A 24,916-nucleotide genomic window follows, 5' to 3' on the forward strand; every position below is an offset into this window, starting at 1 on the left:
GTAGTGAAATTTGCTGATGATTTTGAGAATAGATATGCGTTTAAATTGGCAGAAAGGTACCGTACAGAGCGATTTAAAGATTTTATGATAGAAACCATATTGTAATTAAAAACGCTTCTGTACGGTCCATTTTGAGGCAAATAAACCCATTGGTAAAGTTATGGATTTAGATAGAGGATATTAAACCAAGATGTTCTTAAAAAAATGTAAACAGCCAATGCAAAAAAAGTTTGTTGCAACAGCTGTTGGTTATGTTCCATGGGGATTGGGGGTTGCAGAGTATTTTTATAACCTTTACGAATATCCTGATGGCACAAGAGAGTGTGAAAAGTTTGATGGCGGCCAGTATTATACCATACCAGAAAAGGCAGATTTCAGTACCAAGGCGCAAGTAAAGGCGTGGGTTTACGGTGGTAATCTTCCTAGAAGCGTTTTGAATTACGAGCCTCTTATAGATGAGGTTAATAAAGGTATCAAGAAATTAACAGGAGTAGTTTGATGCGTTTTAAGCGGGGGAAAAGTTAACGCATTGAACGAAGCATAGCGTCACGTAAAATGGCGTTAATCCGCGTTTGATATCCTTTCCCTTGACTTTTAAGCCACGCTAGCACGTCTGAATCCACACGCACAGTTGTGACAGTTTTAGTGGGTTTATAGAACGGATTGCGAACGGCATTTTTCCAGAACGCATCATCTAATAACGGAATATCACTATGATCAATTGCACTGTCCGGCATTGCAGCCAGTTTATCAATTTCAACTCTCTGTTCATTTGTCAAAGGTGATAAGTTATCGACATCAATTTCATAACGAACTTTCTTCTTCATAACGTTTCCTTTCTTTCGAGTTGGCTCGCCGTGCTGAAATAATACGGATTACTTCTATACCATCTTTATCATCATGGACTGTATACGCTACGAGCAGCAGTAAAAAGCCATCCACAAGCCCCAAAGTTTGCCAGCGATATTCTCCGTTTTCAATACGGTCTTGTCTAACCATGGCGAATGGGTCTGCAAAAACACGAGCAGCTAATTCAAAACTTACATGGTGCTTTCTAAGATTATTTTTTGCTTTAGTTTCATCCCATTCAAATCTTATTTTCATATCTTATGTTAATACATTTATGTATGTATATCAAGAGTTTTAAATGAACACTGAACTATCCATATTTTTTGCATATTGAATATAATTTATATGTTAAAAATAACAATATCATTTTGAAATAATTGAAGAAATAAGCAAATAATGCTAAGATTTTGTATGTATAAAATGATTGCCGCGCGTTTATCGTATGTAAATGATTTGCAAAAAGAGCTTGATCATTACAAATTGGTTACAACAGAAGCCAAGCGCGTTTTAACAAACGCTATTGCAAAAGCAGCATAAGACAGCAGCGGCGTTGCGGGGGCGCCCTTTTCACATTTTCCATTTAAAAATTTATCGAATATTAGATTAGGGAGTTACCTATGACTACTACAACTGTATCTAAAAAATATGAACTTACAGACGAAATAAAAAAGTTTTTGATGCCAAGACTCATCATCCGAAAAGCTTTTATCGTATTAAAGCATTAAGGGATTTTGATGATGTAAAGGCTGGTGACCTCGGTGGTTTTCTTGAGAAGGAAAGCAACTTATCACATGATGGTAATTGCTGGGTTAGGGATAACGCCCGTGTTTGTCAAAGGGTGCGTGTTTACGATAATGCAAAAATTCACGGTAAGGTTTGGATAGATGCTCATGTTTATGGCAATGCAGAGGTTTTTGGTGAAGCACAAACTTTACGCACCACTCGTATTTTTGATAATGCTAAGGTCTATGGAAAAGCAGATGTTAGAGGCAAGGTTTATGGCAATGCGCATGTATTTGGCAATGCTAGCGTTGATATGTATGCTGAAGTTTATGGCAATGCCAAAGTTTGTGGTCAATGCTAGTATTTGTGACAATATCATAATCAATGGTAATGAAACGATTTTAGATCAAATTGCGTAAAAAAGCAGCGGCGCTGGGGGGGGCGCCTTTTTTATTGTATAAAAATCATTTTTAAGTTCATAGATTAAATTCAACAAATTGCCTCATTATCTCTCCCCAAAAAGGCATAAGACAGTGATGTTAATGGGGTGCTAATTCATTTTACTATTCCTAAAAATACAGCTAAACAGCGTTCAATTTCCACCATTTTATCTGCATGAATGGAGCCGAAAGCTGGGCTAACTTTTTCACATTTTACCGTCATAATCTTATCAATCATGACCTGAGAAGTTTTTTGTAAACCATTTTTGGTATCTGGTTGGATAGTAATGCGCAGTAATGGCGCTGCAACAAGTGTGCTGGTAATGGGTAAAACCGTTACGCTTGTATGTTCACTAAATTGATTGGCTTGAATGATTAACGCAGGTCTTGGTTTACCAAAATCGCCTTGCATAGCTATTGTTACAAGAGATCCACGCATCATTCTGTCCAACCATCAACATCCATTAAAGATTGATCCATCAACAACTGCATAGATGTATCTGTTTTATCCATTTTTGCGACTAAGCGACATTGGCGGCGGCACTCTTCTGCAAAGTTCGGTTGGCGAGTATCTGGTACCCAAATTTGCATTAAGCGCAAACCTGCTTTTCTTTGTGCGTTGCGATGTTTTTGAACGCGTTCATTGACGTGCATTGTAGCCATAACAAAATCTCCATTATGTTTCATGTAACGTATAACATAGAAAAAAGTTACATGAAACAAAATTTTGAATAAATTCGCAAAATTCAATTTTTTATCCTGAATGCTATAAAACATAATGTTATATGTTAATAGTCAATAATATCATTTTGAAATAATTGAAGAAATAAGCAAATAATGCTAAGATTTTGTATGTATTAAAATACAAATTTAAGGTAAGTAAAAACATGTTGAATAAAGTGATGTTAATTGGCTATTTAGGTGCTAATCCCGAATGCAAAACAATGTCATCTGGCGCCGAGGTGGTCAATTTTCGTATGGCAACGTCTGAGAGCTATACAGACAGGGCAACCAATAAAAAGATAGACAAAACCGAATGGCATTCCATTGTGGTTTTTAACCCTCATTTTGCAAAAATAGCGCTTCAGTATCTTCATAAAGGCAGCAAAGTTTATATCGAGGGGCGACTACAAACCCGTAAATGGCAAGATAAAAACGGTGTGGAACGGTATGTAACAGAAGTCATACTGCCTCAGTACAAAGGCGAATTAAAGCTCTTAGACAGTAGTAAAAATGATGATGATTTGGGTCAAGAGCAGGTATCATCATCCCCTTATGACAAAAGCTATCAAAGACCTCTTGATATGCCTCAAAACGGTTTAAATGACGGTGTTCCTTTTTAAGGTGGTGTGTGAATGAATGTACCAAGTTCAACAAATTGCTAATTTCTTTCTTGAAAAGGGACGCGAGGATAATATCCAAATTTATCCTATGAAGCTTATAAAACTGGTTTATCTTGCATATGGATGGATGTTAGCAGCTACAGGTAAGCGTCTCTTTCCTGATCGTATAGAAGCATGGCAGCATGGTCCTGTTATTCCGGCTCTCTATCATAAGTTTAAAGATTGGGGAAGGCGTTTTATCGATTGTTATTCGCGTATGGTGGATTTAGAGACAGGAGAGATTTTTATCCCTAAAATTCATAAGAATTCAACTGATGAATATACAGTTAAGTTATTAGAGATTGTTTGGAATGCTTATACAAATTTTTCACCTTGGTGCTTGCGCGATGAATTTCATGAGGATGGGGCACCGTGGAAGAAAGTATATGATGTTGGGCGATTTTGTGTGAAGTTAAAAGATCATGATATCAGAAAATACTTCACGCAAAAAATTAATAGATATTCACAAAAAGCAAGGAAAATAGCTAAGTGAAAAAAAATAAAAAGAGGGGACGCCCTAAGAAATTAGGGCAATTAAGAGAGCAAAATGGACGTATATCACGGGCAAAAGCACCACGTGAAGCCGTTGATAAGTTGGCAATAGAAATACGTGCAAAGCGCTTTGGTTTAACGCTACAAGAGGCAAAAAATCCACTTGCTGGTACCTATATCGGTCGGCTTTGTTTGCAAGGTATACTTACATAAGAGCAATATGACGCCGCACAAAAGTATTTACAGATAAGAAACGACTATTTATGTGCAAAAGGCTTGCCTAGTGCTGTTTATGATGAAATGCCCTCATCATCTGATGATAAGGCAAGAGATAAATGGGTAGAATTTGCAACAGAGCAGTTTATCAACATGCAAGAGGCGTTAAAAGAAGCCCAGTGTCTTTATAGACAGTACAATCTTTATGCAGCGCTACAGTACCTCGTTATAGAAGACCAAATGCTACCACATCTTGTGAATTCACTGCGGGTTTCTCTTGATGCTCTTCGTAAATATCTTACGTAAAGCATGAAAAACTCTTGAAGAATAGGTACTAAGATGTTATATTTTTATATAATATTTTAGGAAGTGTTTTATGCATACAACAAAATTACGTAAAGTTGGAGGGTCAGTAATGCTTTCTATACCTCCGGCATTACTTGATGTTCTTCATCTCACTGAAAATACGCAAGTTGGTTTGGCAGTTGATAATGGACAATTGATTGTAAAGCCACAGCTATCTCCTAGTTATACTCTTGAAGAGTTATTAGCCCAATGTAATCCTTCAGATGGTTTTGCGGATGAAGATGCGGAATGGTTTGATGTTAAACCTATTGGCAGAGAGCTCTTGTAATGAAGCGGGGCGAAATTTGGTTTGTATCGCTTGATCCGACTTCGGGCTATGAGCAAAAAGGAACGCGTCCTGTACTGATTGTGTCACCAGAGGCATTTAATCGTGTAACGAAAACACCGGTTGTTTTGCCGATTACAAGTGGAGGGAACTTTGCTAGAACAGCAGGTTTTGCGGTTTCATTGGTGGGAGTTGGATTACAGACAACAGGTGTAATACGTTGCGATCAACCGCGTGCATTAGATATAGTAGCACGTAATGGAAAAAGAATGGAAATTGTTCCATGTATAATTATGGACGAAGTTTTAGCAAAGTTATCAACATTCCTTACTTGAATTTTTTAAAATACCAAACATAGATCAAAAAAAATAAAAAAAGACAAGATATAGATTTTTCTTATTGATAAATTGTTTCAATTTGTGTTTAATTACAAATACGGCACTGGTTGTACTGTATCTAGACGAGGGGCAGTACAGTTCAAAATCCCCGCAAATGCGGGGTTTTTTATTATCTGGAGGGCGTATTTTATGACATCAGAAAATACACAGCAGGCTCCACAACCAGTTAAAAAGCGTATACCCCCAAAGGCAGGTCAAGGGCGTGTCAAAGGCGTTCCCAATAAAATGACGCGCATTTTAAAAGAAGCAGTGGTTAAGGCTGCTGAGAATGCTGGGAATAAAATTGGCAATGATGGTTTGACCTCCTATTTGGAAAAGCAGGCTATGGATTGCCCCGCTGCTTATTTGGCATTGCTTGGTAAGGTGTTGCCTTTGCAGGTGACAGGGGAAGATGGGGGAGCTATTAAAGTGATAACGCGTGTAGAAATCGCGCCTTTGGTCAATGACAACCACACAGATTAAGATTGTTCCAAAACTTATACCGATTTTTAAAGCCATATAATAATTTTATGAAGAGTATGTTTTTATTTCAAATAAATCAAAAAGATATAAAAAGAGAGTTAAAATTAGTTATAATTTTGAGGCAGGGAGCACAATGAAAAATACATCTAATAAGAAAATTTTTATAGTTGGCAATAAATTTCATGAATTTAGTATACATGAAAACGTTAAGACTTTTGGGGAAATTTTAGAGATGATACGTACAAATTCCTTTGCCAATTTACCTAGTAATAGTCAACTTGTTAGCGGTCAAGGGTTAACAGAAGTTCAAGCTCAAGCTCTTTATGACCAAGGACTATATCCACTCGCAGCCCACGGGATTGATATTTCTCCTCTACTACAGCGTCCACTTCGCGTTAGCCGCCTGCAAAGTCATAAGCACTACATCAGAAATGCGATTATCTCTCACCCGAAACGTTTAGATGAGCATAATTTTGAATCTCACTTAATATTGGATGAACGGTCAGAACTAATGAATGATCATCAAACTGGACAACATATACAAGGTATGGTGTTGATTGAAGCAGCTCGTCAAATGTTTTTAGCAGTTACTGAGGAATATTTTATCGGAGATAACTGGACGGAGCCGTATTACTTCGTGTTAAATAGCCTGGCTGCCAATTTTACAGGGTTTGTATTCCCTCTTGACGTTGTTTTTAACTATCGAATTAACTCTAGCGATATATCCAGATTATCTCGCCTTCACTTCGATATAACTATATCAGTTAACCAAGGCGACACGAGCGCCGCTACTCTTTCCTTTCAGTTTACTGCTTATCATACAGAAAAACTAAAGAAGAATGAACACAAACAAGCGATTAAATTTCTTAACAAGCAAACAGGTAGGGACTCTGTCTCGCGGAAAGCTGAGAACCTTGAAAATGTTTATCTTGCGTAGAGGCATTATCTATGAAAACAATAATGTACGAACTAAGTTTGACTACACAAGGACCGACTTATCCCCCGAGCGAAGTAATGGATGAAAAGGGAAATTTTATTGTTATTGGACAAATCAATCGCATGAATTCCCATGGAGAACTTACCTCAGAGTGGGGAAGAGCTTTGGTATCAACCTCTACTGTAACTCCTGAATTCGGCAAGAATGCTCCCTACGATATCATAAAAGAACTTTCAGATCCTCTTTCTAGTAGTGATGCCTCTCTTGTATTACATACTCTGCCCTTACCATTACCATGCAATAATTATCCAGTAATATTTGCACCAGCGCAATGCCCCAATGCGAAAAATATTTATCTGCCAAGCTATGGCTTCCATGAAGTACCAATACCAGACGCTCGAAACCAAGATGGTAGAAAGATTACTGCGCCGATAACCCTTGAACAATGGTGTAAAGCGAAAGGATCCATGGAAGTTTCCGTCCCTAACGACCAACGAACAGGACATTTTCGTTTTGAATTTTTGGGGTTAATTCCTAACAGTCTTTACACAATTATGGCACTACGGCAACATGATCTGAATCCCCATGCACCTACACGACCCGGCCCACTTGGTCTTCCCAATATACTACTGGCAGATGCTGATGGGCATGCCTTTTATCAAGCAATATTACCCAATCCGTTTCCATCTGTGAACGATCCCTCTGCTAATCGAATAGTAAATATCGTCTTGCTTTGGATGAGTTATCAAATGAATCGAGGCGGTGCGATCGGATGGTATGGCTTAGGAGGGGATGTCCACGCGCAGCTAAAGCTCAAAAAAACAGGTTTCTGGGAATTCACAACAAAGGATTAATATTACGAATAAATCATATCCATGCTTATAAAGAACAAACAACATTATAAAGTATTTAATTTTTTTTGAAGGGAGAAATTAATAATGGGCCTTGCGTATGCATTCTTCGATGTAGATGGCACCCTTATTCGGAGCAAAAGTATGCTCGCTTTCCACGATTTCTGGTATAAATCTTGGCTAGGTTTTTCAACCAACGCTCACCAAGAGGAATATGCAGATACTACTGCTATTTTACGTGCACACCATGATAACCAGAGTCCGCGCAGCGTAATAAACCGTCGCTTTTATGAATTTTTTGCCGGACGTGCTGTAGCAGAAGTAACAAGATGTGCAGAAACTTGGGCAAAGCGCGCGTTGATTCATCCTACTTTCTTAATCCAAGAAGTAGTAACAAAACTAAAATCCCATCATAGCCAAAAAATTGAGCCGGTCTTAGTATCCGGCTCTTTTATAGAAATTCTAGCCCCCATTGCAGAACATCTAGGTGTACCTTACATCTTGGCCACAAAACTATTGCATGATGGGCAAAAATATAATGGCCGTTTCGTCCCTCCGCAAACGATCGGCGTTGGAAAAGCGCTTGCGATTCAGGATTTTATTGAAAAACATGGTGGTGACCTTAAGAACTGCTGGGCCTACGGTGATGATATTTCCGATGAGCATATGCTGAAGCTTGTAGGTCATCCTGTCGCTGTTATTGGCGATCCTTTGCTTGAGGCGTATGCTCACAAGCATGGTTGGCGCTGTTTAAATCTACCTAAAGAATCACAAACTCTAGCATTCTCCTCTAAAAAGGTATTTCCTTTTAATGAGACGTCTTTACATGAAATATCAGTTCTTTAGTTATTCAACCTAATCACAATAAACTTTAAGGCTATCTTATTATTTAAACAATTTAATAATACTCAATACATTAAACATAATACAGTAATACATAATGCATGGCTAAAAATAAACTAGCTGAATATTAATGATTACAACTTCAGGTATAGAAAATGCTAAACGAAATGATAAAAAACACGACCGGAATTTACTCACAACAACAGAAACGTATTTTAGTCACAGGAGGCGCTCGCGGCATCGGTAAAGCAATTGTTCTAAACTTATTGAAAAATGGTCATAAGGTAGCAAGTGCAGACATCATTGACATAGAACTACCAACCTCCATCGATACGGCAAGCTTATGTAAATTGATTGTTGATATCCGCGATAAAGAAGCCATTGACTCTTCTGTCCATAAAGGTTATCTCAGAATTTGGTGGTCTTGATGTCTTAGTTAATGTAGCAGGCATTTGTTATAGTGGCGATCCAGAAACAATTGATGCTCAAGAATGTGCTGAAACATTTGATGTGAATATTAAAGGAATGTTCTATATAACAGCTACTACTTTACCCTATCTAAAAAAGGAAATTCGCGCCGATATTATAAATATTTCATCCATATGGGGTGTAGAATACAATCCTTCTTTAATTTCATATTCTTCTTCTAAATTTGCTGTAGAGGGCTATACTGGTGGGTTGCGCTTATGGGGAATGCCACAAAATATTCGTGTTTGTTCAATCCAAGTTGATAAAGTTAATACGGATTTTCGTCGCAATTTTAAAGGATTCCCAGAGATACCTCCAGAGAATCTTACCAAAATGCTTCACCCAGATGACATTGCTTCCGCGGTCAATTTTATTCTTTCCTCATCTAATACCGCACAAATTTCTTCTATACGTCTCGATGCTCCACTTTGGTATCAAGTATAAGGATCTATCCAATGAAAATCACGCCCAGAATAGCTCTTGTCTTAACCCTCGTAGGAACCTTTTTTTGGGGTTCCAATTTCCAAGCCACTAAGATAGCTTTAACGACTGTTTCTCCATGGACAGCTTCTTTTGAGCGGTTTCTCATTGCCGTAATCGCCATATTTTTAATTATGATTTTCAAAGAAGGCTTGCGGTGGCATGTTTTATCGCAAAATTTTATTTCTTATATTTTCCTAGGGATTATCGGTGTGGCAGGGTTTAATGGCGCTTTATTTGTTGGCTTGCAAACGTCAAATCCCATAACAGCCTCCCTCATCATGGCGACAACCCCTATTAGTGCTAATATTATTGAAGCTATCATGAATAAATCTTTCCCAACCTGTGAGAGGGTTATAGGGATGCTCATTAGCATGTTCGGGGTCTATTTAGTCATAACAAATGGGAGATTTTTGTCTAACCATGTTTCCTTTGCCAAAGGAGATATTATGATTCTTTTAGGTTCCATTGGTTGGGCGTTCTATACCGTGGGCACGCGGTCATTTGTCAAGAACGCAACCCCGCTTGAAACAACAAGCTGGACGATGCTCTCTGGCACCGTCGCCCTTGGCGTCCTAACCTTTTTATTCGAATCCCCTCTTCAAGAAACGATGTCTATGTCCGGCGCTAGTTTATTCGCACTCCTTTGGATGGGGGTTGCAGGATCAGTTTTAGCCTACCTATTTTGGAATATTGGAATAGCGATCCGAGGTCCGGGTAAGACGGCGATATTTTTCAATTTTGTACCTATTTCAGCCTTATTGGTGCAAATCCTGTTCGGCTTCATCCCTCAAATCATGCAAATCATAGGCGTTTTTGTTACGATTTTTGGAGTTCTAATCGGACAAGGCTATATATTCAGCTTACTAGGATCTAGAAAAGCCGTTCCCAATGCGCATAAAGAGTAATATACTTTTTAAGATGAATGGAAATTGGCGTGTTATTTTTCGCTTTATCGGAACAGATGTAGAGCTTGTTGATTATCAAGATTACCATTGATGAAAGGAATGAAAACAAATGACGCATAACCCCACCCATTCTAGTGAAGTTCTAAAAGTAGCTTTTTTAGAAGAGATGGGGATAACAATACAAAAATTAGCGTATCGTCTTCATATAACAAAGTACGTATTTATTGTCAAATAATATTTTATCTTTTTTTGATATTTTTTGTATTTTTTAAATACGTTGTGTATTGATAATATCTTATGATTATGAATTGCTTTTTTATATTTATATGCGTTTAAAGCTATATTATGGGCTTTATGAAACGATTGCGTTATGTTTTGAATCTATACATCTATAATATTTAAAAAGGCTCTCATAATGCGTATTTTTATCTTTATAACCTATCAGTTTTTTTACTAAATGAATTTAAATTTTTTTGTGAATTTTGTTTATAATACATTTAAAATTTAATAGCCTCTTATAGGTGCTCTCTTTATAATCAATGCGTTCATTTACAGTTTAGTTATTTGAAGCTGCTGTTTTTACGCATTTTCTATAGCTGTTATATGCTTTATAGCCATGGCATCATTTTTCATTTTCATAAGAGAAACGATAAGTAGGATAATTGTAATTTATAGACTGTTATGAAAACATCTAAAGAGAGATTGATAATTATAGAGATCAGTAAAATTCCTTTTAATAGGCTTTTGTCAGTGATGTCAGTTTTGTCAGTTCTTTTTAGACCCTCTATTATTTTTTTTGAATGGTAAAAAAATAAAATCAATATATTTCAATATGTTAATATCTTTAAAACATAACTTATATCAAGAGTACAATCTTTAAAGATAGCCAATGATGTGAATTGATTAAAACTTGTCAGTTATGTGTCAGTAAATTGAACTGACAAAAGTGATCATTTTAATGAGTCATTAAAACGTGTCTTATGAAAAGCATATGAAATTAAAAACTGATTACGTTATCAAAATCCTTTTTATGAATTTTATCAGTTCTTTTGAATGATAACCTTATGATTTAGAGAATGATTACAACGTGCTTTATGAAAATCATGTGATCTTTTAAAGCCTTTCAAAAGACAGTTTATAAACATAAGAAATGCTATCAAGATCATTATGATTATAAGTTTTGAAGGGGTTTTGAGTTTTGAAGGTTGCTGCTTTTAGATAAAAAAACAGTAAAAAATAAAAACGTTATATTTCAATGTGTTAATATTTTTAAAGTTTTCAAAAAACAATCTATAGTGATATAGTAACCTATAAATCAACTTTTAATATATGTTTTGAAGGTATTTTGAAGGTGTTAGCAACCTTCAAAACCTATAGCAAAATGAATATACATAACTCTCTTTAAACAAAGCTTTTGAAAAGGATAAAGCTATCATTTGAGATTACGGTATAATCTCTTAAAGGCAATCCAAAAGGAGCGTATTCTATTTAAGATGGGATTTCTTATAAGTCTTAAAGCAATCCAAATGACAGTGTTTAAAAGTGCAAACGATTTTTTTTAGAATAACGCATAATAAATTATTCCTTTTAAGATTGTATGTAATCAACTTACAAGAGAGGTATAGATTATGATTATAAGACCCTATACCCTTTATGAGTTATAAGGTCTTATAAGCTATTCAGTTTCTCTAATTTCTAATTTTGGTAGGCTCTTAACAATTTTCATTGTCTCTAAACTTACAGTAATAACCCTTTGAAACAACTCTAATGGATAAGCAGGGTTTCCAACGGTCTCAACAGCATAGCGATTAGCATCATTAACAATGCCACTCTTTTTATCTGTTTTTACGCATTGACGACCCATAACCCATTCAAGAGCGGGTCTACCATTTACGATATACTCATAAGCTTCCTTAGGTATATCTGTTATTGTGATGTTGCTGTTGTAAATAACAGTGGATTTATCGTTTTCCTTACTATTCTTAATTTTTGCGAACTTCATCTCTGTAACGTAATAAAATTTTTCTGGATTAGAGATATCAGTTAATTTTGGATTGCCTTTTTTAAAGGTCACTGGATAAGGCTCTACAGTTTCATAATTCACATGCAAATGACCCAGTTCACGCCCTGCTGTAACAAATTTCCAAAAATCATCAGCAGTTTTTACACAAGGGATACGAGGCAATTCTTTAGAGAGGTTATCAGCATAGCGAGTGCGATAATCTTCCGAATGAAGTAAACCGTAAACGTAATAAAAGATATCATCTCTTGTTATGGTTTTAGTAAGTAAGCAGAGAGGCACTTCTTAAACCTATGTCTGTACTATTATCGCGTTTTTTGCTTATTTTAGTATAAGCTATTGTCATGCTATTCAAGCGATAATAATGGATAGTTTCTTGTTGTCTCTAATATGTAACAGTTCCAATAAATTAGATATATTCTATGAATAACAGCCTTTACTTGAAGCTCAAGACTATATTACATGCAACACCTTAAAATTAAGAAGCATATAGAGTGTATGATTGTCATTTAACAGTGTAATTATACAATCTTCAAAAGTGGGGGGAATGATATGGTTTGCACAACTAATAAAGTAGGTGTATACAGTACAGTCTGTGCTTTTCTCTTAAATTTTAGAAGTATTATTCTCATCAAAAAATTAAAAAATTGTTACGCGGTTGGCGATTTTTTCTGTGACGCTGATGATATGGTTCATTTTGTTGCTCACTTTGAGGGCACAATGAATGCATAGATTTTTTTTCACTTTTATTTTTGTGGCTTTTTTGTGCCTTTTCTCGTTGCCGAGTTTTGCCCAAAGCATTCGTGAGAAAGCGATTAATCAATCAGAGAGCATCCAACGACAACAAACGCAACAACAACGTTTTCAGCAATTACACCGTAGAAACGAAACCCATGGGGTCTTTTTGCCAGATGATGATACCACATCTCCCTATGGTACTTCTCCTGGTACAACCTGTTTGTTGATTAAAAGTATTGAAATTGTTGGTGCTCAGTTGATTTCTCACACCGATCTTCATGAAGCTATTTCTCTTTGGGAAGGGCGGTGTTTGGGGATTGCCGAAATTAACAAAGTGCTCAAAGCGGTGACCAAGCTTTATATGAAGCGCGGCTATATTGCGGTGCGGGCTTATTTGCCTGAGCAAGATTTAAGCGGCGGTCATCTCAAGATTGTTGTTGTTGAAGGTGTGATGGAAGATATCACTCTTGATGGGCATAAAGTTGAGAGGAGGCTTCAAGGAGAAATCATCACGGCTTTTCCAAACCTTATTGGGAAGCCGACCAATCTGCGCCAGATAGAGCAAGGGCTTGATCAAATCAATCGGCTTTTTTCACGCCAAGCCACCATTAATCTTGGTGCGGGTGGCAATTCGGGTGGTTCGATACTCGATGTTCATATTGAAAAACAGAAACCTTGGCTTATTACGCTTTCCAGCGATAATCTTGGCGCTAAAGCAACAGGGCGTTATCAAACGCGCGTGAGTCTTTCTTTTGATGATCTATTAGGGATCAATGATCAATGGTCGTTTAGCTATCAGCGCTCCATGGATGGTAGCCCGTATCATTTTTCTCACAAGCGCCCCAATAGTGATACTCTAACGGGTTCATTTTCTCTTCCCTATGGCTATTGGACAACAGGTTTTGATGGGACGTGGAGCCAATATCATTCGAGTGTTAAGGGAATATTTTTCGACATTATGACGGCGGGTAAGTCTTTATCGCTGACACCGTGGATTTCACGGGTTATCGACCGTGATCAAGAGGGCAAGACATGGATTACAGGACGGTTGACATGGAAATATTCTGATAATTTTATTATGGGCAGTAAGGTTGATGTTTCCAGCCGTAAATTGGCTATTGCGGCTTTTGAGCTTGATCATTCGCGCAAGTGGCTTGGAGGAGAATTAAGCGCGCATATAGGGTTTCATAAGGGATTGGCAATTCTTGGCGCTTATGACGATAAAGAGCAAGAGAATGCAACAAAAAATGCGCCGAAAGGGCAATTTTCCAAATTGTCTTTTTCCCTAAGCTATATGCGTCCTTTTTCTCTAAATCAATTCAATTTCCGCTATAACACGCTGTTTTCAGGACAATTATCACCCGACACGTTGTTTAGTTCAGAGCAAATATCGCTTGGTGGCAGTTCCTCTGTGCGCGGAGTGCGTGAGGCGATTTATTACGGCAATAATGGGGTGTTTTGGCGCAATGAATTGTCGCTGTTGTTGCCAGGTTTTTCTTCGAACATGGGACGTAATTTTATGAGCCAATTTGCCCCTTATATGGCGCTTGATCTGGGGGCAGTGGCCAATGATGTAAGCAAAAACAGTTTTGGCGGGCGCCTCGTTGGAGCAACTCTGGGTTTCCATGCAACCGGAGACATTACGGATGTTGATGTGTCTTATTCGAATATTTTAACTCAATCGACACAAAGAGAGAAGGACAACGCAACGGGGGTGTTTCAAGTGCGGGCTTTGTTAAGGTTTTAAAGTCTAGGGGCGGTAAAAAATATCGCTGCGCTGTTTACATCCCTTTGGGTTGTTTTTTTAAAGAGATAAAGAATTTTATGAGGAGCTAAAAATGCGGGGATTGAACGATCAAAAGCATAGATTGGGATATGGATACAAGCGAGGAAAGCGCGTTCTTTGTGTTTTGCAGCGAGGGATCCATAAGGGGCTTTCACTCGTTTTAAGTTTTTGCTTAGCTTTTCAGCCTTTGTTGTTGCAAGCACAAGCGCTTGGAGCGCGAAGTCCTGTTTCACAAGAAAGCCAAGGGATTAAAGCAGCTGATGGGGTTGGCTCTGTTTTCCGCCCCACCGTTGGGAAAGCCGGCAATGATGTGCCGCTGATTGATATTGTTCGCCCCAATGGACAGGGGCTTTCTCATAACAAATACGACAATTTCAATGTTGATGCCCATGGCGTGATTTTGAACAATTCGACTGAGGAGGTTTCACGTTCACAGCTTGGGGGATTGGTGCCAGGCAACGGCAATTTGCGTTATAGCGGTGCAGCAAAGGTTATTCTTAATGAAGTGGTGAGTGCCAATCGCTCGCGTCTTGAAGGCGTGAGTGAAGTGCATGGGCATATGGCGGATGTTATTATCGCCAACCCCAATGGGATTACCTGTAACGGTTGTGGCTTTATTAATACACCACGGGTGACTTTATCGACCGGACAACCGATTATTGGAGCTGATGGCGCTTTGAGTGGGTTGCGTGTTGAGGGTGGTGATATCACTATAGGTGCTCGTGGTGCTGATGGGAGTGCCTTAGATATTTTTGATCTTGTTTCGCGCAAGATCAGTGTCGGAGGTCCCATTCAAGTCAAGGGAGATTTGGCTGTTGTTGCTGGTCACAATCATTTTGCTTATCACAAGCGCGAGGCAACTTCTCTTGGTTCTGATGGCAAAGAACCGGAATTGGCGATTGATTCCAGTGAGTTTGGTGGAATGTATGCGGGGCAGATCCGCGTGATTGCCAATGATAAAGGCGCCGGCGTTAAGATGCGCGGAGACATGGTTGCCAATGCAGGCGCCATGAGATTGACGAGTGATGGCAAGCTGGTGATTGCCAAAGCCCGTGCTAAAGGAGCGGTAAAAGCGCGTTCCCACCACGATAATGTGCATGTGAAAGATCTGCTTTTTTCAGAAGAAGCGGTTGAACTGAAGGCTTTGAAGCATGTTGAACTGGCTGAACATGCTCGCGTTGCAGCAAGCGGTTCTGTTGATGTGCGTGCTGATGTGGTCAAGCTCCAGTCTCATGCTCTTCTAGCAAGCGGTATTGGGAGTGATGGTCAACAATCAGCGATGGGTTCTTTGCATTTACAGGCAGCGAAGCTTGAGGCGGGGAACGGGCGGATAGCAGCCGGTGATCTTTTAGAGATCCAAGCAGCAACAATTGATCTAAGCCGCATGCAAGACAATGATCAAACAGGGGTTTCTTCCCTTGGCGATCTGACGATTAAAAGCAATCAAATCAGCGCTTTAAACAACCATATTGGTGCCAAGGGGAATATTGTCTTGAGCGCCGATGATGTGCTCACTGTAGGTGCTGGTCATTATAGTGCCGGCGGCTCTCTTTTGGTAGGATCAGCAGAGCTTACATCACGCGCGCGCTTAGTGGCAGAGCAAAAAGTTGACCTTTATGCGCATCACGGTGATCTTGTCCAAGAAGGCACTGTCTGGTCTAATGGGGCAGTAACAGTTAAGGCTCACGGTGCTCTCAATCACACGGGTGATATTGTCAGTATGCAGGAGGTTGCTTTGACAGCGGGGGGCATGCTCACGACCTCTCAAGAGAGCACGATTTTAAGTTATGATGTGGACTTGAGCGCGGGTGCATTAATCCAAGCAGGGACTATAGAAGCCCAAGAAGGAGCGTTAACCCTTCAAGTGCGTGATGAGGTCGCAAATAAAGGCACCATGCGCGGTGAGAGCATCAATGCGCATGCCGGTGCATTTACCAATCAAGGAACGTTTATTGCAACCGATGATTTGCATTTGATGGTAAACGCACAAGAAGGCGTCGATCCGCAACAAGCCTTTCTGAAGAATACATCCGAAGGGGTTCTTCAAAGTGGCGGCGTTTTGGTTTTGATCGCAGGGCGATTAGACAATGCCGGTGCGCTTGGCTCTAGTGGTGAGAGCGTTGCCCTCAATGTGGCAGGGAATGTTACCAATAGCGGGCTGATTTACGCCAAAAAATCTATGGATATATTCAGTGATGGTGATTTAACCAACACACAGGGCAGAATTATTGCTGAAGAGGCTCTCAGCATTGGTGGGCTGAAAGAGACACGTGCTGGTCATATAAATAATGAGGCTGGTCTTCTCAGTGCTTTAGCCGGTGAGATGAAGATTGTTGCAACGTCTTTTGTCAATAAAAGCGCTGAAACGACAAATTCAGATCAACAAAACGCTACACATGATGAAGGTGCGCATGTTTTAGCGCGGGATGGTTTACGCATTGATGTGGGCAGTTTTGAGAATGTTGATGGTCTCATTTCTACGCAAGGGGCAGTCAATATTGTTGCTGATAGTGTGATCCAAGCGGGACACATAGAGATTGAGCGTGGTGACTTTCAACTGACCAGCCACGGTGATTTAAGCAATAGTGGCACAATAGAAAGCAATGATACCATTGCTTTGCATGCGCAAAACACTCTGAACCAAACGGGGCGCATTGTTTCGCAAAAGCGGATAGAACTCTCAACCGATGGCACCTTGACGCTGGGTGAGACAAGTGAGGTTGGCGCCTATGATGTAACGCTGAAGGCAGGCACGCTCACAAATGCTGGGCTTGTGGAAGCGCAAGGCGGAGTACTTACTCTCAACAGCCATGATGTTTTAAGCAATTCCGGTATCATGGTGGGCACTGTTGTTGATGCGAAGCTTGGGTCTTTAGCCAATTCAGGTCAGCTTTTAGCCAGTAACACTTTGACGCTTATAGCAGCAAACCATGATCCGTCATTGGGGCAAGTTGCTCTGGTTTTAAATGGTGAAGACGGTGTACTCAAAAGTGGTGGCGCTTTTGTTTTAACCGCAGATGTTTTGGACAATGCCGGCAGTATTGGCTCAAGTGGTGATGGCATTGCGCTTAATGTGAGCGCTGATCTGAGCAATAGCGGGCTGATTTATGCTAAGAAATCTGCCATTTTCTCCTTAGATGGGGATTTTATCAATAAGTTTGCCGATGTCATTGCTGAAGACAATCTCATCATCCGTGGTTTAAAGGGAGAGCGAGCTGGTCATGTCATCAACAGCTCCGGTCTTTTGGAAGCCGTATCCGGTGATATGACCTTCGATGTCTCAGCTCTCACCAACATGCGTGAAGGCGGGGTTGAAGTTAGCGATAAAGTGGTTTCTCACAGGTTCGTTGCGGGAAGTTGGAAAGGCACTAATGTTAAACACCATCAGATAAAGGAAGATGTCGACACCACGATCATTCGTCAGCAGCCTCATTTTAAGGGCAATGCTGCCCAGATTTTGGCAGGGCGTCATCTCACGGTTCATGCTGGCGATATCCGCAATAGCTATAGCTTGATTGCTGCTAATGGCAACATTGAGATGCGGGGTGATACGCTGTTCAATGAGGGGCGCGATTTAATCGAAACAACCAAGATTGTAACTGAAACGCATCGCAGGAAGAAACACTGTACAATATTCAATGGAGGCTGTTCTTGGGGCGGCATAACAGATTATGGCAGCACTACTGATATCCAAACAACTACGCGCACTTATGATGCAGTTTATGGCACGATTGAAGCTGGTGGCACGCTTGATGCCAAGTTGACAGGCTATATTGATAATCATGCGGTGCGTGAGGGGGTTGAGCAAGTTGGCTTAAGCTCTGGCGATAAAGGTTTGGCTGGGGGACAAACACCAGATTTTGACGGTTCCAAACCACTGATTAGTGATGATCGATTAGACGGCATTATCAATGGTTTGAAAGGGCACAAAGGGCTTTTTGCACCGAGCATCCAAACACCCGCGCCAGAAACCATACAGGTGCCAACGCAAGATGGGCTTAGCTCTGTCAAGACAGAGCTGGACCAGACCCAAACACCGGATGTGCCGTTTTTAGTTGAGACGCGTCCAGATTTTATCAACCCAAGTAAATTTTTAGGATCAGACTATTACTTAAAAAAGATTGGCAATTATAAGCCAGAGCATGTGTTCAAAAAGTTGGGGGATGCTTATTTTGAATATCGTCTGGTGGGTGAGCAAATCTTTGAGCTGACAGGCAATCGCACTCTTCTTGATGTTGAAGATCCTAACGCTCAAATGCAATGGCTCTATGACAATGCTGTGGAGCAGCAAGGTCCCTTGGGATTAGAGTTAGGCAAGCCCTTAACGCCTCAGCAGATTGCTGGGATCAAAAAGGATATGATCTGGCTTGAGACCCACCTTGTTGATGGACAAAAGGTCTTAGTGCCTCACGTTTATTTGGCACCAAATTCTTCTTTAGCACAAGATGTTTATGGGGCAAAAACGCAGCAAGGAAACCTTGCCAGTGCGAGAATAAAAGGCAATGGCATCACTATAGAGACGGACCGTTTTGCCAATAGCGGCACCATATCGAGTAATGGTGCACTGCATGTTTCGACCACGCAAACTTTGTTCAATAATGGTGGTTTTTTGCTTGGCAGCGGTGCTGTCGATCTGAGCAGCCAAGGGCTTTTAGCCAATTCGTCAGGGAGTATTCTGGGGGATATCATCACCCTCAATGCTGAGACAATCGTTGATGGCACTGCCAAAATCCGTGGCACGAATGAATATGGTTTTGTTGATCGGAGCGGGCAGCAGTCTCAAATCATTTCTATACAGGATTTAAATATTCAATCCCTTGGCGATTTAAGCATGAGCGGTGGGCAATGGAGCAGTGGTGGATCGACGACGGTGATTGTCGGTGGTTCTGCTACGTTTGGTTCATTAGTGCTAGAGAGTGACCATAAGGAGACATTAGAAAAAGGGCATTATAACGCCCAAAGCAGTGAGCACCGTTTGGCAGAAGTCAACAGTGATGGAGATTTGACCATTGTCACAGGTGGTGAGCTTAACCTTGGGGGAAAGTTTAAAGCCAAAGGCAATGGGGATTTCACCAGTGGTGGCGCTCTCAACGCGATTTCAGAGCAAGATTTTAACAGTTTTGATTTGGATCTTAGGGGCAAAGAAGGCGACAAATCGAAGCAAAAGAATAAGTTTCGTCAACAGTCAACAGAAGTTACGACAAACAAAACCACGATAGAAGCAGAGGGCAACCTCTCCATGCATGCGCAAAATGGGGATCTCACGCTTGATGCCATAGGGGCAAAAAGTGGTGGCGAGATGCATTTGGCATCAGATACGGGGAAGATCAAGTTTCTGACCAACAAGGATCAAGATTTTAAGGATGTTTATCAGCGTAATGAAAGCCTTGTGTGGTGGAGTGAGGGTGACGAAGGTTACCTTAAGGAGAGCATCGAGCATGTCACCATAGATGCTAAGGGTGGCATGAAGCTTGATGCGGGCGATGGCATTGTTGTTGAGTATGAGGCAACCGGTGATTTAGACAAATCCCTTGAGCAATTGTCACACTCTCCAGGATTGTCATGGATCAAGCAACTGCGTGATGATCCAGAATTATCCAAGCAAGTTGATTGGCAAGCAGTGAAGGCTGAGTTTAAAGACTGGGATTATAAAGCCCAAGGGCTGACAGAAGCCGGTGCGGCTCTCGTGGCATTGGCTGTCACGGCGGTTACGGGCGGAGCAGCTTCGAGCGCTGCCAGTGCCATTACCGGTGCATTGGGGCTTGGCTCGAGCACCGCCATGAATGCGGCGATACAGGCAGGTGTCCAAGCACTGATTAACAAAAGCGCTGTGGCTCTTGTTAATAATCGCGGCAACATTGCCGGCGCCTTGCATGAGCTTGGTTCTTCCAAGAATATTCTCAGCATTGTCTCGTCGATGTTGACAGCAGGCTTAACCAGCCAAATAACGGAAATGGTTGGTGTTGGACAATCTTTGCCAAAAACCGCTCCTTTTGTCGATCGTATCGCCCTTGAAGCGGAAAAGAACCTGATCAAAGCCGCCATTGGTACAGGCGTGCAAACGGCTCTTGAGGGTGGCTCTCTTGACAAGAACTTTTTTAACAATCTGCGCATCGCTCTGTCTGATACGGTTGGCAAATCGTTGGCAGAAGAAATCGGTACCGCCAAGGCAGAAGGCAAAATAGATACGATCACACAAATCGTTGCCCACGCCGGTCTTGGCTGCTTAAAAGGCGCTGTTGCGAGTGGCGCTTGCTCTGCCGGTGCTATCGGCGGGGCTGTGGGCGAAGCCACTGCTATGCTCCAGTTTCAATTGTGGGTGCAAGGCATTGTGAAAGAGGAAATGGGGGATCTAAACGGTCGCACCCCTACTGCGGAAGAGGAAGCGCGTATAAACGCAAAGATTGATGCGCAGTTTGCTGACTTTAGAGACCACACCATTGATGTCGCACGGGTTACAGGGGGCTTTGCTGCTGCCCTTGCTGGTGGTGATGTTGATGCCGGCGCTGATGCCGCTGGTAATGCCGCTGCAAATAACTACCTCAGCAGTGCTCAACAAGCTCAGAGGGAAAAAGAATTAAAGGAGTGTCCTGACCTTTTATGTGAAGCAGCAGTGTCTGCGAAGTGGTCTGCGATTAGTTGGGGGCAAAATATAAGCTTTGGAGCTGGTATAGTAGCTGGTGTACCGGCTGAAATATACGATACGGTTGATGGTTTTTTGCAAATAGCTAAACATCCCGAAGAGACTTTGAAAGCGCTCAAAGATTTGTTCAGCAGTGGTGAGATTTTGGCGACAATTGGTCGGACCCTTGGACAGTCCTATGTAGATCGCATTAATAAAATGGAGGAGGAATATGAGCGAGCCGGTGCTGGTGGATCCTTTAAAGCTGGTCTTGAATTTGGAAAATTATTGACTGAAACAGCATCCCTAATGACAGGAGGTGCTGGAGCAGCCAAGGGAGCCATAAAGCTTGGCGAAAAGGCTTGGATTAAATTCATTGCTAGGAAAGATTTTGCCCAATTCGCTTCCAAGAAAAATCTTGCAGAACTTGCAGCTCAAGGAGATCCTGACAAACTAGCTGCTAGGAAAGAACTGACCAAACTTGCTGCTAAAGAAAAAAAGAAGTGGTTAAAAAAGAAACCCACTAAATTTACCGATAGCAAATTTGGACAGACCTACACAGTTTATCGGAGAGACGATTTGTTTGATCCTAACCAAAGGGTTAAATGGAGAGAAAAAGGGGAAGATGTTTGGGGTACCAATATTGATAGAATGAAAGCAAGAAGAGCACCGATAGGATTTGATAATAGGTCGGTTGAGTTGCATCACCTAAATCAAACCCCTGATGGACCCTTAGCAGAAATGAGCCATGAATTTCATAAAAAATATACTTCTGTTATTCATGCTAATCCAAAAACACATCAATCGCTCATAGATAGAAAAAAGTTTGAGAAGCAGAGAGAGGAATATTGGTATAAACTTGCTAATGGGTATGGAGAACAAAAAAACAGTAATTTAGGAGGAATAATCGATATGAGATGGGGTATCATAGGTCTAGATTTTAACAGATGGGGACAGGAGCACCGGCAGTAATGCTCTACGATTGATGAAAAGAGAAAAAACAGAGACTTATAAAATAATTTATGGAGAATAATTGATGAAAACCTATACCTTAGATGATGTTGCAGTCTTAATTGATAAGGTTAATAAATATGATGATGATATTATCAATTTTGGTACTGAAAAAAATGCGGTTGATGATCTTGTGATTGAAAAGGCAGAGAAAGCTTTGGATTTAAAATTCACATCGTCTTACAAAGTTTTTTTAAAAAAATATGTAGGAGGGGAAATTGGTGGTGAAGAAATTTATAGCCTTTATGGAGATTGTGGGGAAGGTATTCCTGCTGGTGATATTGTTTACCGGAACTTACTCGATAGAAAAGATGGTTTTGCGACACCAGAACAGCTCGTTGTGAGTTATGATCTTGATGAAACCTTTTACTTTGATTATACGCAGTTTCGGGATGGTGAATGCCCACTCTATGTCATGTTTGCGGATGAGGAGTCCGAATATTACGCCAGTAATTTTTATGAATTCCTATGCAAAAGAATTAAAGTACACGCGGGAGTTGAGATACCTGATGGAGATCAACCGATTGAAAAACCAGAGAACCTTCCCATTCCACAACCTATCCCTTTTTACAAGAGTTTTTGGAAAAAACTATGGAGGAGGTGAAATTGATAGAGGAAATATGGAGCGTTTATAACGCACGTTTTGAGGTTCATTTATGAAAACCTATACCTTAGATGATGTTGTACAATTAATTGATAAAGTAAATAAATATGATGATGAGATTATCAATTTTGGTACTGCAGAGGATGCAGTTAGTGATGTACGGATTAAAGAAGCAGAAAAAACTCTCGGTTTACAGTTTACAGCTTCTTATAAGGATTTTTTAAAAAATTATAAGGGAGGAGAAATTGGTTATGAGGAAATTTTTAGCATTTATAACGCAAGTTTTGAGGATTGTCCTGCTGGTGATATTGTTTACTATCACTTAACAGATATAAAAAATGGTTTAGCAAAACCACAGCAGCTTGTTGTGAGTAGAACTGATTTTGGTGAGACATTTTACTTTGATTATACTCAGTTTCAGGATGATGAATGCCCACTCTATGTTGAGATTCCATCTGGAGCGTCACATTATTATGCAAGTAATTTTTATGAATTTCTCTGTAAAAGAATTAAAGAGCACGCAGGGGAAGATTTATGAAAACCTATACCTTAGATGATGTTGTAGTACTAGTTGATAAATATAGCGATAGTATCGATTTTGGCACTGCAGAGGATGCGCCTGATGATATATGGATAAAGAAAGCTGAGGAAAGTCTCGGCTTACAGTTCACAACTTCTTATAAAGATTTTTTGAAAAATTATGGAGGAGGAGAAATTGGTTGTGAAGAAATATTTAGCATTTATGGGGATTATGTAGGTATTCCTGCTGGTGATATTGTGCATAAAAACTTATATCATAGGAAACATGGTTTTGCGACATTAGAACAGCTTGTTGTGAGTAGAACTGATTTTGGTGAAACCTTTTACTTTGATTATACTCAGTTTCGAGATGGAGAGTGTCCGCTCTATCTTAAGTTTCCACCTAGCGATCCCCAGTATTACGCAAGTAACTTTTATGAATTTCTCTGTAAAAGAATTAAAGAGCATGCAGGGGAAGATTTATGAAAACCTATACCTTAGCTGATGTTGCAGTCTTAATTGATAAGGTTAATAAATATGATGATGATATTATCAATTTTGGTACTGAAGATGATGCAGTTGGTGATCTCGTGATTGAAAAGGCGGAGAAAACTCTCGGTTTACAATTTACATCGTCTTATAAGAGTTTTTTAAAAAAATATGTAGGAGGAGAAATAGGGGGTGAAGAAATCTTTAGCCTTTATAAGGAGTGTGGAGCAGATATCCCTGGTGGTGATATTGTTTTCCAAAACTTACTCGATAGAAAAGATGGTTTTGCGACATTAGAACAGCTTGTTGTCAGTAGAACTGATTTTGGTGAAACCTTTTACTTTGATTATACTCAGTTTCGAGATGGAGAGTGTCCGCTCTATCTTAAGTTTCCACCTAGCGATCCCCAGTATTACGCAAGTAACTTCTATGAATTCCTCTGTAAAAGGATTACAGATAATTTGAAGTAAATTTCTTTGTATGGTGGTTTTACTTTCAAATTGCAATGTTAAACCACCATTATTTTTTTCTTTTCAAGAATGCAAGCGTCGTTAATATTTTTAGGGGGGAAGGACTTATGAAAACTTATACTTTAGATGATGTTGCACAATTAATTAATAAGTATCCGGATGTTATCGACTTTGGCACTGCAGAGGATGCACCTGATGATATATTGATTGAAAAGGCTGAGAGAACTCTCGGTTTGCAGTTTACAACTTCCTACAAGAGTTTTTTAAAAAATTACGGAGGAGGAGAAATTGGTTGCGAGGAAATTTTTAGCATTTATGGTGTAGGCTTTGAAACTGTTTATGGTGGTGACATTGTCTATAATCGCTTAACAGAAATGAAAAATGGTTTAGCAAAACCACAGCAGCTTGTTGTCAGTAGAACTGATTTTGGTGAGACATTTTACTTTGATTACTCTCAGTTTCAGGATGGTGAATGTCCGCTCTATTTTGAGGTAATATCTGGAGATCCCCTTTATTATGCAAGTAATTTTTATGAATTCCTCTGTAAAAGAATTATGGAACATGCTGGGAGGTAATG

General features: G+C 40.1%; 26 protein-coding genes and 4 pseudogenes. 25 read left to right on the top strand and 5 right to left on the bottom strand.

All coding sequences use genetic code 11. The features are described from left to right. The first annotated feature begins 190 nt into the window (after positions 1-190). The gene (locus tag QHG57_RS05930) at positions 191-499 is read left to right on the top strand and encodes a hypothetical protein (protein WP_330167527.1); all 309 of its coding nucleotides are present in this window, start codon (positions 191-193) and stop codon (positions 497-499) included. A 22-nt stretch (positions 500-521) separates the two neighbouring features. Here the strand turns inward: QHG57_RS05930 and QHG57_RS05935 are convergent, their stop codons facing one another. Beyond that, positions 522-827, bottom strand: a complete 306-nt coding sequence (locus QHG57_RS05935) for a BrnA antitoxin family protein (RefSeq protein WP_330167528.1) — start codon at positions 825-827, stop codon at positions 522-524. Then, positions 805-1,104, bottom strand: a complete 300-nt coding sequence (locus tag QHG57_RS05940; protein ID WP_330168910.1) for a BrnT family toxin — start codon at positions 1,102-1,104, stop codon at positions 805-807. The genes QHG57_RS05935 and QHG57_RS05940 overlap by 23 nt, the downstream gene beginning before the upstream one ends. Before the next feature lie 156 nt (positions 1,105-1,260). Between QHG57_RS05940 and QHG57_RS05945 the strand changes: the two genes are divergently transcribed. After that, positions 1,261-1,386, top strand: a complete 126-nt coding sequence (locus QHG57_RS05945) for a hypothetical protein (RefSeq protein ID WP_330168911.1) — start codon at positions 1,261-1,263, stop codon at positions 1,384-1,386. Between the two features lie 301 nt (positions 1,387-1,687). Continuing rightward, positions 1,688-1,933, top strand: coding sequence for a hypothetical protein (locus tag QHG57_RS05950; protein ID WP_330168912.1), 246 nt, complete (start codon positions 1,688-1,690; stop codon positions 1,931-1,933). 194 nt (positions 1,934-2,127) lie between these two features. Here the strand turns inward: QHG57_RS05950 and QHG57_RS05955 are convergent, their stop codons facing one another. Both QHG57_RS05955 and QHG57_RS05960 read right to left on the bottom strand, forming a co-directional pair. After that, positions 2,128-2,451, bottom strand: coding sequence for a type II toxin-antitoxin system PemK/MazF family toxin (locus QHG57_RS05955; RefSeq protein WP_330168821.1), 324 nt, complete (start codon positions 2,449-2,451; stop codon positions 2,128-2,130). Continuing rightward, positions 2,451-2,675 (bottom strand): antitoxin MazE family protein, encoded by a 225-nt coding sequence (locus QHG57_RS05960; protein WP_019224016.1) that lies wholly within the window; start codon positions 2,673-2,675, stop codon positions 2,451-2,453. Before QHG57_RS05960 ends, QHG57_RS05955 begins: the two co-directional genes overlap by 1 nt. A gap of 224 nt (positions 2,676-2,899) precedes the next feature. On the opposite strand from QHG57_RS05960, the gene ssb reads away from it, so the two are divergent. The 14 genes and pseudogenes from ssb to QHG57_RS06030 all read left to right on the top strand — a co-directional run. Beyond that, the gene (ssb, locus tag QHG57_RS05965; protein WP_330168913.1) at positions 2,900-3,355 is read left to right on the top strand and encodes a single-stranded DNA-binding protein; all 456 of its coding nucleotides are present in this window, start codon (positions 2,900-2,902) and stop codon (positions 3,353-3,355) included. A gap of 16 nt (positions 3,356-3,371) precedes the next feature. Then, a complete protein-coding gene (locus tag QHG57_RS05970) occupies positions 3,372-3,887 on the top strand; it encodes a Panacea domain-containing protein (protein WP_330168914.1) in 516 nt (171 codons plus the stop codon). Next, positions 3,884-4,408 (top strand): annotated as a pseudogene (locus QHG57_RS05975) (hypothetical protein). Before QHG57_RS05970 ends, QHG57_RS05975 begins: the two are co-directional and overlap by 4 nt. A 70-nt stretch (positions 4,409-4,478) precedes the next feature. Next, the gene (locus tag QHG57_RS05980) at positions 4,479-4,736 is read left to right on the top strand and encodes an AbrB/MazE/SpoVT family DNA-binding domain-containing protein (protein WP_330167533.1); all 258 of its coding nucleotides are present in this window, start codon (positions 4,479-4,481) and stop codon (positions 4,734-4,736) included. Beyond that, complete coding sequence (locus QHG57_RS05985) at positions 4,736-5,068, top strand: type II toxin-antitoxin system PemK/MazF family toxin (RefSeq protein ID WP_330167534.1); 333 nt, start codon at positions 4,736-4,738, stop codon at positions 5,066-5,068. The genes QHG57_RS05980 and QHG57_RS05985 overlap by 1 nt, the downstream gene beginning before the upstream one ends. 192 nt (positions 5,069-5,260) lie before the next feature. After that, positions 5,261-5,593 (top strand): hypothetical protein, encoded by a 333-nt coding sequence (locus QHG57_RS05990; RefSeq protein ID WP_317993837.1) that lies wholly within the window; start codon positions 5,261-5,263, stop codon positions 5,591-5,593. A gap of 133 nt (positions 5,594-5,726) precedes the next feature. Then, positions 5,727-6,530: an AfsA-related hotdog domain-containing protein gene (locus QHG57_RS05995; RefSeq protein WP_330168915.1), complete on the top strand. Its 804-nt coding sequence runs from the start codon at positions 5,727-5,729 to the stop codon at positions 6,528-6,530. An 11-nt stretch (positions 6,531-6,541) separates the two neighbouring features. Further along, positions 6,542-7,384 carry a hypothetical protein gene (locus tag QHG57_RS06000; RefSeq protein WP_273758244.1) on the top strand — a complete coding sequence of 281 codons (843 nt, stop codon included), beginning with the start codon at positions 6,542-6,544 and terminating at the stop codon, positions 7,382-7,384. A gap of 84 nt (positions 7,385-7,468) precedes the next feature. After that, positions 7,469-8,227 (top strand): HAD family hydrolase, encoded by a 759-nt coding sequence (locus tag QHG57_RS06005; RefSeq protein ID WP_330168916.1) that lies wholly within the window; start codon positions 7,469-7,471, stop codon positions 8,225-8,227. A gap of 152 nt (positions 8,228-8,379) precedes the next feature. Beyond that, on the top strand, positions 8,380-8,652 hold the full coding sequence (locus QHG57_RS06010) for an SDR family NAD(P)-dependent oxidoreductase (RefSeq protein ID WP_330167544.1): 273 nt from the start codon (positions 8,380-8,382) through the stop codon (positions 8,650-8,652). Continuing rightward, positions 8,606-9,136: an SDR family oxidoreductase gene (locus QHG57_RS06015; protein WP_330168917.1), complete on the top strand. Its 531-nt coding sequence runs from the start codon at positions 8,606-8,608 to the stop codon at positions 9,134-9,136. The genes QHG57_RS06010 and QHG57_RS06015 overlap by 47 nt, the downstream gene beginning before the upstream one ends. An 11-nt stretch (positions 9,137-9,147) precedes the next feature. After that, entirely contained in the window at positions 9,148-10,080 is a 933-nt protein-coding gene (locus QHG57_RS06020; protein WP_144755783.1) for a DMT family transporter, read from the top strand. A gap of 13 nt (positions 10,081-10,093) precedes the next feature. Beyond that, positions 10,094-10,171, top strand: a pseudogene (locus QHG57_RS06025) (type II toxin-antitoxin system RelE/ParE family toxin); the annotation flags it as partial. An 18-nt stretch (positions 10,172-10,189) separates the two neighbouring features. After that, positions 10,190-10,294: pseudogene (locus tag QHG57_RS06030) on the top strand (helix-turn-helix domain-containing protein); the annotation flags it as partial. Positions 10,295-11,755: 1,461 nt separating this feature from the next. Here the strand turns inward: QHG57_RS06030 and QHG57_RS06035 are convergent. After that, positions 11,756-12,355 (bottom strand): annotated as a pseudogene (locus QHG57_RS06035) (type ISP restriction/modification enzyme); the annotation flags it as partial. Between the two features lie 297 nt (positions 12,356-12,652). Between QHG57_RS06035 and QHG57_RS06040 the strand changes: the two are divergent. The 8 genes from QHG57_RS06040 to QHG57_RS06075 all read left to right on the top strand — a co-directional run bounded on the left by QHG57_RS06040 (position 12,653) and on the right by QHG57_RS06075 (position 24,914). Further along, complete coding sequence (locus QHG57_RS06040) at positions 12,653-12,832, top strand: hypothetical protein (protein ID WP_330168918.1); 180 nt, start codon at positions 12,653-12,655, stop codon at positions 12,830-12,832. Next, on the top strand, positions 12,825-14,585 hold the full coding sequence (locus tag QHG57_RS06045) for a ShlB/FhaC/HecB family hemolysin secretion/activation protein (RefSeq protein ID WP_330168919.1): 1,761 nt from the start codon (positions 12,825-12,827) through the stop codon (positions 14,583-14,585). The genes QHG57_RS06040 and QHG57_RS06045 overlap by 8 nt, the downstream gene beginning before the upstream one ends. A gap of 91 nt (positions 14,586-14,676) precedes the next feature. Then, complete coding sequence (locus tag QHG57_RS06050) at positions 14,677-22,218, top strand: two-partner secretion domain-containing protein (RefSeq protein WP_330168920.1); 7,542 nt, start codon at positions 14,677-14,679, stop codon at positions 22,216-22,218. Positions 22,219-22,282: 64 nt separating this feature from the next. Continuing rightward, on the top strand, positions 22,283-22,861 hold the full coding sequence (locus QHG57_RS06055; protein ID WP_330168710.1) for an SMI1/KNR4 family protein: 579 nt from the start codon (positions 22,283-22,285) through the stop codon (positions 22,859-22,861). A gap of 52 nt (positions 22,862-22,913) precedes the next feature. Continuing rightward, the gene (locus tag QHG57_RS06060) at positions 22,914-23,399 is read left to right on the top strand and encodes an SMI1/KNR4 family protein (protein WP_330168921.1); all 486 of its coding nucleotides are present in this window, start codon (positions 22,914-22,916) and stop codon (positions 23,397-23,399) included. Next, on the top strand, positions 23,396-23,866 hold the full coding sequence (locus QHG57_RS06065) for an SMI1/KNR4 family protein (RefSeq protein WP_330168922.1): 471 nt from the start codon (positions 23,396-23,398) through the stop codon (positions 23,864-23,866). The genes QHG57_RS06060 and QHG57_RS06065 overlap by 4 nt, the downstream gene beginning before the upstream one ends. Next, positions 23,863-24,339 (top strand): SMI1/KNR4 family protein, encoded by a 477-nt coding sequence (locus QHG57_RS06070; protein ID WP_330168923.1) that lies wholly within the window; start codon positions 23,863-23,865, stop codon positions 24,337-24,339. The genes QHG57_RS06065 and QHG57_RS06070 overlap by 4 nt, the downstream gene beginning before the upstream one ends. A 107-nt stretch (positions 24,340-24,446) precedes the next feature. After that, positions 24,447-24,914: an SMI1/KNR4 family protein gene (locus QHG57_RS06075; RefSeq protein ID WP_330168924.1), complete on the top strand. Its 468-nt coding sequence runs from the start codon at positions 24,447-24,449 to the stop codon at positions 24,912-24,914. Positions 24,915-24,916 lie beyond the last annotated feature (2 nt).

This window comes from Bartonella grahamii subsp. shimonis, from assembly GCF_036327415.1.
Classification (GTDB): domain Bacteria; phylum Pseudomonadota; class Alphaproteobacteria; order Rhizobiales; family Rhizobiaceae; genus Bartonella; species Bartonella shimonis.

What these genes read in the sequence shown, in the direction of transcription:
- QHG57_RS06045 (WP_330168919.1), top strand. Translation starts at nt 12,825, where the DNA reads ATGCATAGATTTTTTTTCACTTTTATTTTTGTGGCTTTTTTGTGCCTT.
- QHG57_RS06065 (WP_330168922.1), top strand. Translation starts at nt 23,396, where the DNA reads ATGAAAACCTATACCTTAGATGATGTTGTAGTACTAGTTGATAAATAT.
- QHG57_RS05945 (WP_330168911.1), top strand. Translation starts at nt 1,261, where the DNA reads ATGTATAAAATGATTGCCGCGCGTTTATCGTATGTAAATGATTTGCAA.
- QHG57_RS06040 (WP_330168918.1), top strand. Translation starts at nt 12,653, where the DNA reads ATGGTTTGCACAACTAATAAAGTAGGTGTATACAGTACAGTCTGTGCT.
- QHG57_RS06005 (WP_330168916.1), top strand. Translation starts at nt 7,469, where the DNA reads ATGGGCCTTGCGTATGCATTCTTCGATGTAGATGGCACCCTTATTCGG.
- QHG57_RS05960 (WP_019224016.1), bottom strand. Translation starts at nt 2,675, where the DNA reads ATGGCTACAATGCACGTCAATGAACGCGTTCAAAAACATCGCAACGCA.
- QHG57_RS05990 (WP_317993837.1), top strand. Translation starts at nt 5,261, where the DNA reads ATGACATCAGAAAATACACAGCAGGCTCCACAACCAGTTAAAAAGCGT.
- ssb (WP_330168913.1), top strand. Translation starts at nt 2,900, where the DNA reads ATGTTGAATAAAGTGATGTTAATTGGCTATTTAGGTGCTAATCCCGAA.
- QHG57_RS06055 (WP_330168710.1), top strand. Translation starts at nt 22,283, where the DNA reads ATGAAAACCTATACCTTAGATGATGTTGCAGTCTTAATTGATAAGGTT.
- QHG57_RS05985 (WP_330167534.1), top strand. Translation starts at nt 4,736, where the DNA reads ATGAAGCGGGGCGAAATTTGGTTTGTATCGCTTGATCCGACTTCGGGC.
- QHG57_RS06060 (WP_330168921.1), top strand. Translation starts at nt 22,914, where the DNA reads ATGAAAACCTATACCTTAGATGATGTTGTACAATTAATTGATAAAGTA.
- QHG57_RS06000 (WP_273758244.1), top strand. Translation starts at nt 6,542, where the DNA reads ATGAAAACAATAATGTACGAACTAAGTTTGACTACACAAGGACCGACT.
- QHG57_RS06050 (WP_330168920.1), top strand. Translation starts at nt 14,677, where the DNA reads ATGCGGGGATTGAACGATCAAAAGCATAGATTGGGATATGGATACAAG.
- QHG57_RS05940 (WP_330168910.1), bottom strand. Translation starts at nt 1,104, where the DNA reads ATGAAAATAAGATTTGAATGGGATGAAACTAAAGCAAAAAATAATCTT.
- QHG57_RS05970 (WP_330168914.1), top strand. Translation starts at nt 3,372, where the DNA reads ATGTACCAAGTTCAACAAATTGCTAATTTCTTTCTTGAAAAGGGACGC.
- QHG57_RS06010 (WP_330167544.1), top strand. Translation starts at nt 8,380, where the DNA reads ATGCTAAACGAAATGATAAAAAACACGACCGGAATTTACTCACAACAA.
- QHG57_RS06075 (WP_330168924.1), top strand. Translation starts at nt 24,447, where the DNA reads ATGAAAACTTATACTTTAGATGATGTTGCACAATTAATTAATAAGTAT.
- QHG57_RS05980 (WP_330167533.1), top strand. Translation starts at nt 4,479, where the DNA reads ATGCATACAACAAAATTACGTAAAGTTGGAGGGTCAGTAATGCTTTCT.
- QHG57_RS05955 (WP_330168821.1), bottom strand. Translation starts at nt 2,451, where the DNA reads ATGCGTGGATCTCTTGTAACAATAGCTATGCAAGGCGATTTTGGTAAA.
- QHG57_RS06020 (WP_144755783.1), top strand. Translation starts at nt 9,148, where the DNA reads ATGAAAATCACGCCCAGAATAGCTCTTGTCTTAACCCTCGTAGGAACC.
- QHG57_RS05930 (WP_330167527.1), top strand. Translation starts at nt 191, where the DNA reads ATGTTCTTAAAAAAATGTAAACAGCCAATGCAAAAAAAGTTTGTTGCA.
- QHG57_RS05995 (WP_330168915.1), top strand. Translation starts at nt 5,727, where the DNA reads ATGAAAAATACATCTAATAAGAAAATTTTTATAGTTGGCAATAAATTT.
- QHG57_RS06070 (WP_330168923.1), top strand. Translation starts at nt 23,863, where the DNA reads ATGAAAACCTATACCTTAGCTGATGTTGCAGTCTTAATTGATAAGGTT.
- QHG57_RS05935 (WP_330167528.1), bottom strand. Translation starts at nt 827, where the DNA reads ATGAAGAAGAAAGTTCGTTATGAAATTGATGTCGATAACTTATCACCT.